This is a genomic window from Psychrobacillus sp. NPDC093180 (assembly GCF_044754065.1).
Lineage (GTDB): Bacteria > Bacillota > Bacilli > Bacillales_A > Planococcaceae > Psychrobacillus.
In genome coordinates this window covers 80,310-95,146 of the sequence record NZ_JBIVOJ010000009.1, presented here as the reverse complement: position 1 = coordinate 95,146, position 14,837 = coordinate 80,310, and the positions used below count along the sequence as shown (strand labels likewise).

The 14,837-nt window shown below is 37.8% G+C and carries 14 protein-coding genes and 1 riboswitch; of the genes, 5 read left to right on the top strand and 9 right to left on the bottom strand.

What is annotated here, in order from left to right; translation table 11 throughout:
- Positions 1-114 precede the first annotated feature (114 nt).
- The 3 genes from ACIP9W_RS14595 to ACIP9W_RS14585 are packed head-to-tail and all read left to right on the top strand — an operon-like array spanning position 115 to position 3,786.
- Complete coding sequence (locus tag ACIP9W_RS14595) at positions 115-2,340, top strand: ribonucleoside-diphosphate reductase subunit alpha (RefSeq protein ID WP_400790736.1); 2,226 nt, start codon at positions 115-117, stop codon at positions 2,338-2,340.
- A complete protein-coding gene (locus tag ACIP9W_RS14590; RefSeq protein WP_400791098.1) occupies positions 2,340-2,783 on the top strand; it encodes a flavodoxin in 444 nt (147 codons plus the stop codon). Before ACIP9W_RS14595 ends, ACIP9W_RS14590 begins: the two co-directional genes overlap by 1 nt.
- Entirely contained in the window at positions 2,755-3,786 is a 1,032-nt protein-coding gene (locus ACIP9W_RS14585) for a ribonucleotide-diphosphate reductase subunit beta (protein WP_400790733.1), read from the top strand. The genes ACIP9W_RS14590 and ACIP9W_RS14585 overlap by 29 nt, the downstream gene beginning before the upstream one ends.
- Before the next feature lie 708 nt (positions 3,787-4,494).
- On the opposite strand, the gene ACIP9W_RS14580 is transcribed toward ACIP9W_RS14585, so the two are convergent.
- From ACIP9W_RS14580 to ACIP9W_RS14570, 3 genes are read right to left on the bottom strand one after another with little or no spacing between them, the layout of a single operon-like run.
- Positions 4,495-4,854: a sensor histidine kinase gene (locus tag ACIP9W_RS14580; protein WP_400791096.1), complete on the bottom strand. Its 360-nt coding sequence runs from the start codon at positions 4,852-4,854 to the stop codon at positions 4,495-4,497.
- A gap of 36 nt (positions 4,855-4,890) precedes the next feature.
- Entirely contained in the window at positions 4,891-6,189 is a 1,299-nt protein-coding gene (locus tag ACIP9W_RS14575; protein ID WP_400790730.1) for a sensor histidine kinase, read from the bottom strand.
- Complete coding sequence (locus tag ACIP9W_RS14570; RefSeq protein WP_400790727.1) at positions 6,190-6,894, bottom strand: response regulator transcription factor; 705 nt, start codon at positions 6,892-6,894, stop codon at positions 6,190-6,192. It lies immediately after the preceding gene.
- A 114-nt stretch (positions 6,895-7,008) separates the two neighbouring features.
- Between ACIP9W_RS14570 and ACIP9W_RS14565 the strand changes: the two genes are divergently transcribed.
- Entirely contained in the window at positions 7,009-8,193 is a 1,185-nt protein-coding gene (locus ACIP9W_RS14565) for a DUF418 domain-containing protein (protein WP_400791093.1), read from the top strand.
- A 36-nt stretch (positions 8,194-8,229) separates the two neighbouring features.
- On the opposite strand, the gene ACIP9W_RS14560 is transcribed toward ACIP9W_RS14565, so the two are convergent.
- The 6 genes from ACIP9W_RS14560 to ACIP9W_RS14535 all read right to left on the bottom strand — a co-directional run bounded on the left by ACIP9W_RS14560 (position 8,230) and on the right by ACIP9W_RS14535 (position 12,656).
- The gene (locus ACIP9W_RS14560) at positions 8,230-8,598 is read right to left on the bottom strand and encodes a VOC family protein (protein WP_400790724.1); all 369 of its coding nucleotides are present in this window, start codon (positions 8,596-8,598) and stop codon (positions 8,230-8,232) included.
- A 257-nt stretch (positions 8,599-8,855) separates the two neighbouring features.
- On the bottom strand, positions 8,856-9,356 hold the full coding sequence (locus ACIP9W_RS14555; protein WP_400790722.1) for a DUF1697 domain-containing protein: 501 nt from the start codon (positions 9,354-9,356) through the stop codon (positions 8,856-8,858).
- A 36-nt stretch (positions 9,357-9,392) separates the two neighbouring features.
- A complete protein-coding gene (locus tag ACIP9W_RS14550) occupies positions 9,393-10,148 on the bottom strand; it encodes an energy-coupling factor transporter transmembrane component T family protein (protein WP_400790719.1) in 756 nt (251 codons plus the stop codon).
- Positions 10,129-11,499: an ABC transporter ATP-binding protein gene (locus tag ACIP9W_RS14545; RefSeq protein WP_400790716.1), complete on the bottom strand. Its 1,371-nt coding sequence runs from the start codon at positions 11,497-11,499 to the stop codon at positions 10,129-10,131. The genes ACIP9W_RS14550 and ACIP9W_RS14545 overlap by 20 nt, the downstream gene beginning before the upstream one ends.
- Positions 11,492-12,070, bottom strand: coding sequence for an ECF transporter S component (locus ACIP9W_RS14540; RefSeq protein ID WP_282243138.1), 579 nt, complete (start codon positions 12,068-12,070; stop codon positions 11,492-11,494). Before ACIP9W_RS14540 ends, ACIP9W_RS14545 begins: the two co-directional genes overlap by 8 nt.
- Before the next feature lie 4 nt (positions 12,071-12,074).
- Positions 12,075-12,656, bottom strand: a complete 582-nt coding sequence (locus ACIP9W_RS14535; protein ID WP_400790713.1) for a YkoF family thiamine/hydroxymethylpyrimidine-binding protein — start codon at positions 12,654-12,656, stop codon at positions 12,075-12,077.
- 79 nt (positions 12,657-12,735) lie between these two features.
- A riboswitch (TPP riboswitch) is annotated at positions 12,736-12,841 on the bottom strand.
- A gap of 86 nt (positions 12,842-12,927) precedes the next feature.
- Between ACIP9W_RS14535 and ACIP9W_RS14530 the strand changes: the two genes are divergently transcribed.
- On the top strand, positions 12,928-13,923 hold the full coding sequence (locus ACIP9W_RS14530) for a 2-hydroxyacid dehydrogenase (RefSeq protein ID WP_400791091.1): 996 nt from the start codon (positions 12,928-12,930) through the stop codon (positions 13,921-13,923).
- Positions 13,924-14,837 lie beyond the last annotated feature (914 nt).

Here is a 14,837-nt window from a genome sequence, read left to right as displayed (position 1 = left end):
TCCTATTGTTTCCTACTTTTTAAATTTTGAGCGATGACTCAGCCGAAGAGGCTCGAGACATCGCTTTTTTGCGTCCCCACAGTGTACGTACCGATTAACTAAGGAGGAAAAAATATGACGACGATATCCAACACAACAAAACAAGAGCTATTACACCAATTAATAAATGAATTTGGCGAAGCAAACATTGCTCCACTAGTGAGAGTACATGAAAAATGGACAGCGAAACATCCAGAAGGGACGACATCCGCATGGGCTAAGTCGATGTCGCTAGAAGCATTAAGCTTTTTAGATGAGCAAGAAACGTATTGGACATATGTAGCAGCCCGCATCTATTTAGCAGACGTCTATGAAAGAATAGCGGTAACTAGAAAGACGACTTCAGAGGAAGTGTATAAAAAATTCGCAAGCAATGTACAAGCTTTAGTTGCAAAAGGGCTATACGACAAACGTATAGCAGAAGCTTATTCACAAGAAGAACTGCAACAATTAGCTGAAATTATAGTTCCAGAGCGTGATTATTTATTCACTTATATTGCTTTAAAAACATTGCTAGATCGATACGTTGCAAAAGACTTTGATAATTCTATCGTAGAGCTTCCACAAGAGCGTTGGATGATGATTGCAATGACATTGATGAAAGACGAGAAAGAAAATCGTCTTGCAAAAATAAAAGAATCTTACTGGGCAATGAGTAATTTATATATGACTGTAGCAACACCAACCCTGTCGAATGCCGGAAAGCCTCACGGACAGCTTTCCAGTTGCTTTATCGATACGGTAGATGATAGTCTACAAGGAATATATGACAGCAACACAGACATTGCGACACTATCCAAATTCGGTGGCGGAATTGGCGTGTATATGGGAAAAGTACGTAGCCGTGGTTCGTCGATTAGAGGATTTGTAGGTGCATCCAGCGGAGTACTTCCTTGGATTAAACAATTAAATAACACAGCAGTAAGCGTGGATCAGCTCGGACAGCGTCAGGGTGCAATTGCTGTTTACTTGGACGTTTGGCATAAAGACATTTTCACGTTTCTAGACTTACGCTTGAACAATGGAGATGATCGACTTCGTGCACATGATATTTTCACGGGTGTATGCTTACCGGATTTATTTATGGAAAAGGTAGATGCTCGACAGGAGTGGCATTTATTTGACCCACATGAAGTACGCCAACTAAAGGGATACTCACTAGAAGACTTTTATGATGAGAAACGTGGAGAAGGATCATTCCGAGAAAAATACATGGAGTGTGTAAATGACAGTCGTTTATCTCGTGAAACGGTTCCTGCAATCGACCTGATGAAACGTATTATGCGTTCTCAACTAGAAACAGGTGTACCGTTTATGTTTTATCGTGATGAAGTGAATCGCAGTAATCCGAACAAGCATGCAGGTATGGTTTATAGCAGTAATTTATGTACAGAAATTTTCCAAAACCAAAGCGCTACGTCGTTTGAATCGATTCAATTAGAGGACGATGTTATCGTAACACGTCGAAAAGCAGGTGATTTTGTTGTATGTAATTTATCCTCTATAAATCTTGGACGAGCAGTCCCAGCGAATGTTTTGGAACGCTTAATCAACATCCAAGTTCGTATGCTCGACAATGTAATCGACTTGAATATGATTCCGGTACCGCAAGCAGAGCGCACGAATGCAAGATATCGTGGAATTGGTCTTGGAACATTTGGATGGCATCATTTGCTTGCTTTAAATAGCATTCGCTGGGAATCCGAGGAAGCGGTAGAGTTTGCGGATAAACTATACGAAAGAGTCGCTTTTTTAACGATTCAAGCATCTAGTAAACTTGCGAAAGAAAAAGGGGCATATCCTTTATTTGAAGGGTCAGATTGGAAAACGGGAGCTTACTTTGAAAAACGAGGGTACGAAAACGAAGAGTGGAATGAATTGCGCGAAGATATAGCTACAAACGGAATCCGAAACGGCTATCTAATGGCAGTTGCACCGAACTCATCGACATCTATTCTAGCTGGAAGCACGGCGAGCATTGATCCGATTTTCCAAAAATTCTATTCGGAAGAGAAAAAGGATTATAAAATTCCAGTAACAGTGCCAGATTTGAATTCAGAGACAACATGGTTTTATAAATCAGCTTATTTCATCGATCAACATTGGACACTAAAACAAAATGCCGCACGTCAACGCCATATCGACCAAGGTGTTTCGCTAAACTTATACGTGCAAAACACGATCAAAGCTAAAGAATTATTAGATTTACACTTAGACGCTTGGAATAGTGGACTCAAAACGACTTATTATGTACGCTCGACTTCTGTTGAATTAGTCGATTGTGATTCTTGCTCAAGCTAATGAGAGCAATCATTTGTTTTTTAAGCTATAGCGGAAACACGGAAGAAGTAGCGGAGTTAATAAAGGAACAACTTGTGGCAAGTGGATACTTTGTGGATATGTATATGATAGGTTTCGGCGTTGTGCCGGACCTATCCACATACGATAAATTATTTTTTGGAACGTTTACATGGGATAGAGGCAGCACACCAGACGAAATGAAAGATTTTGTACGTGAAATTGGCTACAAACCGGACAATGTATATGTATTTGGTTCTGGGGATACCCAATTTGGTGGAGATGATTTGTTTTGCGGAGCTGTTGATAAGTTAAGAAAGTTTTATAACAGTACATATGAAGGATTAAAAATAGAGCAATCTCCAAGAGGTAGCCAAGAAAAAATAGTAACTAACTGGATAGAAGGAGTTTTAAAACATGGAAAAAGCAAAAACATTAGAACCTAGAAATCCTAATAAATCGACAGGAATTTTTAACGGCAAATCGAGTGGGATATTAAATTGGAACGATATCGCTTATCCACACTGGTATAAAATATATAAGCGATTACTAGGAAACTACTGGCAAGCAGACGAAATCAATATGTCGAGCGATGTAAAACAATTCCCTAATTTAACAAAAGCAGAGCAAGAAGCTTATTTGAAAGTGATCGGGTTACTTGCCACACTCGATGCACCGCAAACAAGAACGGCCTTGTTAATATCTCTTTATGCAACAGACCCATCTGTCCAGTCAATTATGGCGGTAATTGCGCAACAGGAAGCGGTTCATAATGAAAGTTATTCATACGTCTTGTCTTCCGTTGTGTCGCTAGATGAGCAAAATAAATCTTTTGATTTTGGAAGAACAGATGCTATTTTGTTGAAACGAAATGAAAATATCATTAAATACTATAATGAATTTGTGGAAAACCCTACAACAGAAAATATGGTCAAAACATTAACTTATACAACACTATTAGAGGGCTTATTTTTCTATTCAGGGTTCGCATTTTTCTACAACTTAGCCCGTTACAACAAGATGGTTGGTACATCTACCATGATCAGCTACATCAATCGGGATGAACTGGAGCATGGTCGCTTTATCTCCGAATTGTTCAGAGCGACGTTATCGGAAAATCCAGAACTAAATAACGAAGAGCTAATTGGCTGGGTTTACGACCAATTCAAAGAATCGGTCGAGCACGAAATTGAATGGTCTAATTATGTGTTAAAAGATATCGAAGGAATTGACTTAGAGGACATGGAAGGGTATATCAAATACCGTGCAAATAAAATGCTGCGTCTACTAGGACTCAATGAAATTTACCCGGAATACGTAGAAAATCCGATGAAATGGATTCGTGCCTACGCAGACAATATAGACGGCACAAAAACAGATTTCTTTGAGCAAAAATCTCGCCAATACGTAAAAGTGAATGCGATTGATAATGGGTTTGATGATTTGTAATAAAGCTAAGCGCTCGATCAGTTATGGATGACTGATCGAGCGCTTATTTCCGTGTGTATCAATATCTTAATTAATGTCTCCATTATTGGTATTCGTTGAAGTTAAGAGCTTCATTATATTTACACTAAAGGTAATCACGACAATAATTCGAATGACAAACCACAAATATTCTATCAACTCGACTGATGGTTGAAATAATGTTGGTATTTGATTGTATAGTAAATAACACATGAAAAGGGTCATTATAAGGTAAAAGAAAAAGCTTAGTATTGTTTTCATTTTTATAGTTCTCCTTTATGGGTTTTCAAAAATATAGCTTTAAGTGATGGTTGCTTAACTGTTAACCTATTGAGGACTAAAGAAGTCAGAAAGCAAACCCTGAAATTGATCAGTTAGTTGGATGAATTGAATAACTAAGATTGATTTGATGCTTTTTAGCAGCTGTAAGTAGTCGTGGTTACTAATTGATAGCATGTAACTTCATCTCTCTATTTAGTAGTATAGTAGAAAGAACTTATAACCAACTTAACCTAATCTTAAAAATATCTTAAATTTTGGAGGTTCACATGTAACAAGCACTTTTTCTTGTTGTAGACTGCAACAGAAACGGGGAGGTTATGCATTTAATAAAAAAGACAAAACAACCAAAGAGTGGCTGTTTTGTCGATGTTTAAATAAGATAATTCCATCATATTAAGCTAATATCCCTTAACAAATCTTTTTAATATGCTTTTGGATATTGGATGGTAAAGTAATCGTCACTTTCGTTCCATTTCGATTGGACTCTACAAATATATTTCCATCATGTGCTTCTACAAGTTGTTTAGCTATTGCAAGTCCAAGCCCGGTACCCGAAGTTTCCGTAGTTGTATTGGTCCCACGATAGTAGCGATTAAACAGATTTTCCAGCTTCTCCTTTGGAATCCCTCGACCTTCGTCTTGAATAGTTAACTGAACTGTCTCTTCTTTTTGCTCAACTATTAGTAGTACTTTTGTTCCTTCAGGTGTATGTTTAACTGCATTACCAACTAGATTATCAAGCACTCGTGCAAATAGTTTAGGATCAATAGAAACTTGTGCGCTAATACTTCCTTGCGGTTTTTGTTAATCCTTCCAAACAACATTTTTTACATATGTCTCTATGAATTCAAGAAGATTCACATTTACTTTATTTAGCGTAATCGCATTGTTTTTTAATTGATAAGTGTAAGTTAAATCTTCTATTAGTGCATTCATGTAGGTTGATTTTTCTTGCATTGTTTTTGCAAAACCTTTTATTTCTGCATTCGACCACTCATATTCATCCGAAGCAATCATAGTAGAATAACCGAAAATCGAGCTGAGCGGTGTCTTTAAGTCATGGGATAAACCAGTAATCCAGTCCTCCCGTAACTTTTCGGTCTGTTTAATCTTTCGCTCGTTTGCTTCTAACGTATTGGCCAATTCGGAAAGAGACTGATCAATATTTTCGTATACACGGTATTTACGCTTGAGACGACCTGTTTTATGATTCCTTAATTTTCGATCATCTAAAGGTTTAAAGTCTTGCTTCGCTAACTTTTCAATACGTTTAAGGAAGTACAAAACAGGACGGCCAAAGCGTGTCCCAATCCAAAAAGAAAATAATATAGTGAAGAAAAAAAGAATGAGGTGAAATAAAAGAAGGCCTATTCCAAATTTTTTCATGCCATCTATAAAAGCTGGCTCAAAAGGGTTGTAGTTTGCATTATTGACTCTGACAACAGCAACCGTTCCATTATTTAGTACACTGGAAGCAACGACTTCTTTTATTTCAGCGTAATTATGGGAACTAGCTAGTATCTCGATTCCACTAAGTGCTTGCTTTGTTGGCCCAAAAACAACTTGTTCTCTCTTTCCCTCTGGCGAATAAATTTCAAAAATAGCGTCGGCTTCGGCTAGCTTCTTTTTTATGTCATCCGACAAAATTTCACTATTTTCTTGAACTATTAGAGCGAGTAACTGAGTTGCAGGATGTTTTTCAATAAACACAATAAACAAGTCATTACCCTGGTCCCACACGAATGCCTCTTTCGTTTTTGTCATGTTTACAAACTCAGCAATAGTGTAGCTTTGACAACAATCGCTGTTATTTTCTGAACTAGCAAGGACTTTACCGTTTTTATTGACCAATTGAACAAGGCCATTGTTTTCACGTGCTGAATCTATTAAATCTTGAGATAAATGATAAGTTCCATTCGGATTCTTTTTAAAATCGGACTCAAGCTCAAATGCATCTAATTCACGAATATCTGTATAGCTATTATTCTCCATTACAGCATAAATAAAATAGGCAATGAGCCCAATCGACACAATAAGCAATACAGCATAAAAGACAAAAAAATAAGCTAAAAAACGAGTAGTCATTTTTGTCGATAAGCCCATTTAAAGCTCCTCACTTATCAATTTATATCCTATACCTCGGATAGTTAATAAAAGTTTAGGATTCCCGGGTTGCACTTCTATTTTTTCCCGAAGTTTTCGAATATGAACCATGATTGTATTATCATCTATAAAATGCTCTTCACCCCAAACTTGAGCATAAATTTGTTCTTTGGATAAGATTTGGCCTGGATGTTCACAAAAAAGCTGAAGTAAGTGAAAGAGTTTTCCTGTCAAAATCGTTGTATTCCCCGCAACTGTTAGTTCCGCCGCAGAGATATCGAATTGGAAACGACCGAAGTCAAATACTTGCCTTGATATAGGAGAAGGAGAAGATGATTTATATCGTCTCATCTGCACTTTCACACGAGCAGCAAGTTCCATTGGGTTAAAAGGTTTTGTAATATAATCATCTGCCCCATACATAAATCCACGAAGTTTGTCGGCATCGTTAGCCTTTGCAGTTAAGAAAAAAATGGGAGCATCTGATTTGGTGCGTACATTTTTAGCCAAATCAAGGCCAGTACCATCAGGTAGCATAATATCGAAAATAAAAAAATCATATCGATTTTCTGCTATAAGTGATTCGGCAGCTTGATAACTGGAGCATACATCTATCTGGTTAAAACCTTCTTTTCTTAAAATAATATCTACCATGTCTCCAATCGCTTGTTCATCGTCCACAACTAGAATTTTCGTATCTAACACCAATATCCACTCCAAAATTTAAGATTTATTTAAGGAAGGCTTCATGCTCGTATAAGCTTCTTCTTTTATACTATCAAATGAGCGATACAAAATTCTAGGAGGGTTTTAGTGAAAATGGAAAGAGTAAGATTAATAGACGGCTTAAGGGGCCTCAGTCTGTTCGGAATACTACTAGCGAATATGCTTATATTTCAATATGGAATGTGGGGAAAAGATGAAATAACTTACTTCTCTTTGTCGAATTTAGACACAGGAGCATACCAATTTATAAAAATAGTGATAGAAGGCAGTTTCATGCCAATTTTTACATTCCTGTTTGGATATTCACTGATCAAACTAGTGGAATCTTTAAGGAAAAAAGAAGTTAGGGCAAGATGGCATTTAGTCAGACGGTTCCTGCTACTTATTGTACTTGGTATATTACATAGCACATATATTTGGGAAGGCGACATTTTATCTTTCTATGGACTAATGGGTTTCTTTTTATTGTTTTTCATAAACAGAAAGGTAAAAACGCTTATCATATGGGGAGTTATTTTATTCCTTTTAACGAGTGCCATGAACTATGGAGTGTTGGAAGAAACGAAGGAACAAGCAGAAAAACTTTCGACTTATATAACTAAAACAAATGATATTTATGCAAATGGCACTTATTCAGAAATTTCTTATCATCGAAATAATGAAATACCACCTCTATTTGAGGAGGAATTTCTTATGATTTTCGTGATCATTTTAGCTCCTTTTGTAACGGCTCCACTATTTCTTTTTGGAATGGCGGCAGCAAAGGCAAACTTGTTTACTAGACCTCGAGCGGAACGGAAGTGGTATAAAGTAGGTGTAGTACTCTTGCCGATCGGTCTTGCTTTAAAAAGTGCTAGTGTCCTTTTACAAGAAAATGCTTGGTCTGCAATGTTATTAAATGTTGGTGCTCAGCTTCTATCTGTTGGATACATATCTCTGTTTGCCCTTCTATTTGTAGCATTCTCTAATTCCAAGGTTTTTCTCGCCTTTGAAAGTGTCGGAAAGCTTTCGCTTACGAACTATATTATGCAAAGTGTCATATGTACATCTGTCTTTTACGGCTATGGTTTGGGCTTGTTTGGAAAACTAGGTATGTTAAATAGCATTATACTTGGACTGGGCGTATTTGTTATACAGTGCGTATGTAGTTTCTTGTATTTAAAGAAGTTTAGAAGAGGACCACTTGAATTATTGCTAAGAATAGGAACAAATTTTTCCTGGAATGGTTCAGTAAGAACAAGAAAGAAAGTAAAACTTGAAAATACTCCTTCTAGTTAGAAATAGAAGGAGTAAGGATTTGTTGATTATGCCTGATCAAATCCACTCTAAAATCTCAATGCGATTTTCAAACGGATCATGAATATAAATCCGGTTTGCCCCTGGTAAATCGGTATCTACAATGTAACTGACTTCATTTTTTGTTAAATGTTTTTTCAGCGCATCCAAATTTTCAACGTGAAAAGCTGGATGTGCTTTTTTGGCTGGAGCAAAAGGCTCTTCGATACCGATGTGAATTTGATAATTTGCAAACGCAAACCAAACACCGCCTTTTTTTCTTAAGGTCTCCGGCTTTTCAATCTCTTGAAATCCTAATATTCCATTAAAAAAGTTTCTAGCGATTGTTTCTGAACCTTTAGGAGCTGCGAGTTGAACATGATCGATTGATTTAAAAATAAATGACATGATAAATCCCCCTTGTTTTGTTCTAGTTTAAGCTTAACCTAAAGAGGGTCATTTGAAAAATCTATTATAATTATCGATTCACATAAATAAAACTAATACATAGCGGGCTATTTATTCTATTAAATAGGCAAGGGCAACTAAGAAGGCGATGAAAGCAATCAATTTAGAAGAAAGAGCAACCAAATTAAGTCCAAAGCAACCAGTTCAATGCCCAGAGCAACCCAAAAAAGTTTCCACCCAAAAAAGGTGGAAACAATCTACATTTTCAACACTATTTTATTCACCGTATTCCGATTCCGTGCAGTAGATGCCATACCAAGCTTTCTTTCAAAAAAAGCATTGGTAAATTTCGTCTGATGATAGTTTTTCGACAAGCTAATAATGACATTTCGACGATTCCAAACAACAAATTCATCGTCTACTAAGCTATCGAGCAATGCTTGCTGCTCGTCCGAAATTTCTTTCGCTAAAAACATAACATAGACTTGATCCTTTAAAAAAATCGGATGCTGTTGTATCTCTTCTAATTCTTCTTTCGAGCGAACGACAACTGGAATGTCAAAGCTATATGTTTCGCGAAGCATATGCTCAAGACACAGAACATCATAAATAGTATTATCAAAAATGACATTTCCAGTTTGTATATACGTTCGTACATTTTCATAACCTATCTCTTCAAACAGAGTCTTCAAAGATTTCATATCAACTTTATTTTTAGCACCCAAATTAATCCCACGAAGTAAGGCAACAAAAGACATACTTTTCACCCCTTAGTTAATATATCTACTTCTATATTAACTAAGCCATAGTCTATTCGTACAGCTTAAAACTAACACGAACAAAAACAAAATTACCAACACGACATCCATTTTCCCGATAGAGATTATTCGAAAATAACTACTTCTTCGTTCGCCAGTAAAACCTCTAGCTTCCATTGCAAATGCCGCTCTTTCTGCTTTTCTGACAGCGCCCGCAAGCATAGGTATTAAAATTTTTCGAACTCCAAGCAGTCGCTGTAACGTATTTTTCTCCTCACCCGCACCTCTCAATCGGTGAGCTTGACCAATTTGTACGAACTCATCTTTCAGGACAGGCAAAAACTGATAACCAACCATTACACCATACGCAATTTTAGGAGAAAGTCTTAATTGTTGCATCAAGCTTAAAATGAACGTCACAGGATTGGTTGTCAAAGCGAATAATAAAGATAAACTAGAAAACGCCAATACCCGAAAGCTAAGAGACAATGCGTGGTTTAACTGTGTTTCAGTAATTTGCAAATTCCAAATAGACCATACAACAGATCCTGAACTGTCTTCCGCAAAAACAAGTGTAGTCCAAAAATAACCGAAAGACGTCACAAAAAATGGAAGCATGAACAACAGCCATTTCTTCCAGTTAATTTCACTAAAGAAGAATTGTAGCACAAGTACACCTGCCCAAAATACTAGTGGTGTCCAAGGATCGAAAAAGAACGCCATAGTGAACATACAAATAGTAATCGCTAAAAACTTCACGGAAGGATTCATTCTATGCAAAGCATTTTTCACGAAGAATCACCTCTTTTGGAGAGAGCAGATGATGGTCCATCAACAATTGATCATCACTCCACACTATGTCTGCGTTAAACTGCCCGGTCAAACGTCCATCATTCATCAATAAAATCGAGTCGGCCAAACAGTAAGCAAATTCCATATCATGTGTAACAATTAAAAATGTCGTACCTTCTCGGGCTCGCTCATCAATTAATTGAAATAACTCCGATAAGGCTTTCGCATCCTGCCCAGAAGTCGGTTCATCCATTAGAATAACTTCTCGCCCGTCTGAAAGCATTGCAGCAATCGCCACACGACGCTTTTGCCCATGACTCACAGCAAAAGGATGAGAGTCTGCAATAGGGAGCAGCTGCAATCTAGCAATTATATCCTCCGTATTATTCCCACCACCGAAGCCAACTTCATCTCGCACATTTTGGGTGAGAAATAAAAACTCAGGTGACTGAGGAACATAGCCTAATAGCTTAGATTCTACAGTCCCGCTAGAAGGAATAAGCTCACATAACGCTTTCAACAAAGTCGATTTTCCGCTACCATTTGGTCCTGCAAGCACAGCTACTTCTCCACGTTTTAATGTGAAACTAGTTTCTTGCAAATAGGTATTAGCTTGCAGTTTATTAACAACTAGGGAATTGTTTTTCTGTTTACTGCTTTTCCTCTTTATCAAAATAGGAGCAATTTCATTTTTGTTCAATGAAATACTTCTTTCAAAAAAATCTCCCCATAAATCGAGTCGATGCTCAATGGCAACGATCGTCATCGCGTATTTTTTTTGTAACTCCTCTAACCACTCTACATATTTTTTTGCAGTAAATGGATCTAAATGAGAAAGCGGTTCATCTAATAACAAAACTTCCGGTTTCATGATAAGTGCACATGCAGTAGCAATTTGCTGCTTTTGACCACCGGAAAGCTTTTGGATAACTGCATATCGAAACTCCGTTAAATCAGTTAGTGCCAATACTTCACGAATCCTATTCTCCATTTCATCCCGCTTTACATGTAAGTTTTCCAATGTGAATGCAAGCTCTTCCTCGACTGTTTGCATACAAAATTGGGAATCTGGGTCTTGAAAAACCGTTGCAATGCGATGATTTATTTCCCCGGGAATAAAAGAAGAGCTGTTTTTCCCAAATAGTTTCACGGAACCAGACAAAATACCATCGCAATTATCAGGATATAATCGATTGCACAAATAAAGTAATGTCGTTTTACCGCAACCGCTTGGACCAGTAATTACTATTCGTTCCCCGCGCTTAACGGTAAACGAAAGCTCTTCCAGTATCCATTTTTCCTCATCTGGATAACGAAAACTCACTTTGTCAAAATGGATAACCTCATGCACGAGCCTCACCCTTTTTCGAACGTGAAATAGCATACCCACGAAGAGAACCTGTTGCTAATAATCCGTCTGCCACTGCTTTTCCACCTATACCTGCAATCATTGCACCGCTTAATATGCGAATGCCGAGCATTAAAGCAACATAACCAGTGCTATACACCGAAAATCCACCTAAAAAGTAACCGTACACAAAACTAAAAATGGAAGAACCAACCCCTGCAAGCATTAGTACCCACAGATCAAATCGTTTATAGCGGGTCGCTGCAAACACAGCTTCGGCCCCTAAACCTTGAACAATTCCTGAAAGAATTAGTCTTGGTCCCACTGCATTACCTAGCAAAACTTCAATCGCAGCAGCAATAGTTTCGGAAACGACAGCGGCACCAGGTTTACGAATAATATACATACAAATAATAGACACGATAAACCAAATACCAAAAATCCATTCATACGCGATTGGACCGATAAATCCCGCCCAAATATTGCCGACGTGCAAGAACAATAAATACACAATCCCAAACACGACTGCAAATAAAGACATCAATACAATCTCTTTTAACTTCCAAGATTTCAACATGTCATTGACCTCCATGTGAAGGACTATTAATACTCATCGAAACCGTCATAACTAAATGTTTATGCTCTTCCGAACGAGCATGTGTAAATGTCTCCTCATAAAAAGCAAAGACGTCATGAATATCTCCGTGAATACCGCTTGCGTAATGCATCGATTCATTGAATACCCCACGCTCTTTAGCACGCTCCACCTCTCTGTAAATGACATCCATATAATTCGGATTATTCATCGGATATAAAGCAAATTGAGAAGAGACATATTGCTTCGTTGAATCCACATTCGCCACCTCATCGCCTTTATCTAAAAAGACGTCCCCTGCAGTATCTCCAGGACAACCAGCAGAAAAAGTCCCTGATAACGCAACATGCACTCCTGTTTTAGCAGCATGTAGCGTTAGTGCTTTTGCGACGTTAAATACATGTACTTGTTTCCCGCGAATGACCGTAGATACATCATCTGTATGCATCCACACGTTCGACGTATCCGTTTCTTGAAGTGCTCCTTTAATCACCGAAATAAAATCATTGGTCATCGGATGTAACGAAAAACGAAATCCGACGATAGGGCTTAAACCACATTGCATTATAAAAACCTCCCGAAAAATTTTCATAAAAAAAGACCACATCCGTGAAGATGCAGCCACTTATCCACTATAAAAAATTCGGAAAGTCACCGCACTTCCTCACGCAGGTATTATCCTGATCGAGTTATAAGGGATCGGAGCAAATGCTCGCATCTCAGCCATAATGGGCACCCCTAGTGCGAAAAACGGTATGTAGTTTTTTTATGTGCCCCCAGTATACCTTATGAAAATAGCAAAGTAAATATAGTTGAAAAATTTCACCAACTCGTCCATGCTAAAATTATTAGAGCGTTTGGAGGTTAGTGCTTTGCAAAAAATATTTATAACTAGAAAATTACCAAATGAAATAGTCGATCCATTAAAAGAAAAGTTTGACGTGAAAATGTGGCATAGCGAAGAAATTCCAATGACCTATGAGGAGTTAAAAACGGAAGCAAAAGACGCTTATGCACTATGGACCGTGCTTTCAGATAAAGTTGATAGAGAACTAATAGAAAGCCTGCCACACTTGAAAGTAATTAGTAACTTAGCGGTTGGCTACAATAATATAGATGTGGAAGCGGCAAAAGAGCGGAATATCGTTGTCACCAATACACCAGGAGTTTTAACAGAAACAACAGCTGATCTCACGTTTGCCTTACTTTTAGCGACAGCTAGACGGGTAACAGAAGCAGAACGTGATCTTCGTGCAGGTAGATGGAAATCATGGACACCGATGGGTCTCACAGGCATGGATGTGTTTGGTGCAACAATAGGAATAATCGGTATGGGACGCATAGGGGAAGCAGTAGCAAGACGTGCAAAAGGTTTTGACATGAAAGTTTTGTATAATAATCGTACTCGTAAAATAGAGGCGGAGGAAGAATTCGGTTTTTCGTATGTAGAACTAGACACCCTTTTGCGAGAATCAGATTTTGTTGTTTTGCTAACTCCATTAACAGCTGAAACAAAAGGATTAATTGGAGAACGTGAGTTAGGATTGATGAAAGAAACTGCTGCAATTATTAACGTAGCACGCGGTGGAATTATTGACGAACAAGCCTTATACGAAGCGCTAACTACTAATAAAATCTGGGCGGCTGGGCTTGATGTATTTGAGGTAGAACCAGTGCCAATGGATCATCCACTCCTCACTTTATCGAATGTAACCGTGCTACCTCATATCGGTAGTGCCAGTATTCACACGCGAATGGCTATGATGCAGATGAATGCGGAAGCTATTGAGGCAGTATTGGAAGGAAAAGAAACGGAAAATCGGGTAGTTTGATGAATAGGCAATTTGGAATCGAAAAGTAATCGATTCCAAATTGCCTATTTTATTTTTCCGCTTATTAAATACCAATAAATGGTGTAATGCGACATAACATAGTGTCAACACGACAAACTAGCCTATGAACGCGACAAAGTCATACTTGAACACGACAAAACCAAGCCAGTTGATGCTTTTAGTAAAGTAATTCCAATGAGGCGCCATTATTAGTGTCTCATCCCAAGTAAACTTGTGTCACGAAAAATTGGTTACTCTCAGGGGTAATTTGGTTGCTGTAAGACTGCAACTTGTTGCTCTCAACAGTCGTTTGGTTGCTCTCAGACTAGAACTAGTTGCTTTCGACAGCTGTTTGGTCGCCCTTATCCATTTTTTGGACATATTTATTCTGCACTACTTAATTGGAGGGATTTAATGCGGGAGCGCGAGACCCTGTAGTCACACGCGACGCAGCGGCTCGGCGCACGCTAGCGGAAAGCGAAGCGCCGCCATGCGTCTCATTCTTTCACGCACTAACGCGCAGTTCCCTATTATGTGCCTCATACCATTCATCATTCCCATTTACTCTATTAGAGCAAAGCTAGTTGTTTGTGCATTTCCACTTCAAAAAGAGCATTATTAATATTTTTTACCGAAAGCATCTAAAGGCCTATATTAAAAGGGTTGAATTTCATAAAAAATTCCACTAAACATGCACTATTTAACGATAAATTTGATTCCAAATATTCATAATAATAAATAAATAACAGACTTTTCAGGCTATTCAATTTGCAATGAAACTTCAAGTCTAGTAACATAAACAGTTATAAATTAGATGCTCCAAAAATATGGGAATTTTGGAAGTGTAATAATTTTAAAAGTTTTGTATGTTTAAACTTATTGATGACGGGTATTAAGAGGAGGATAGGACTGTG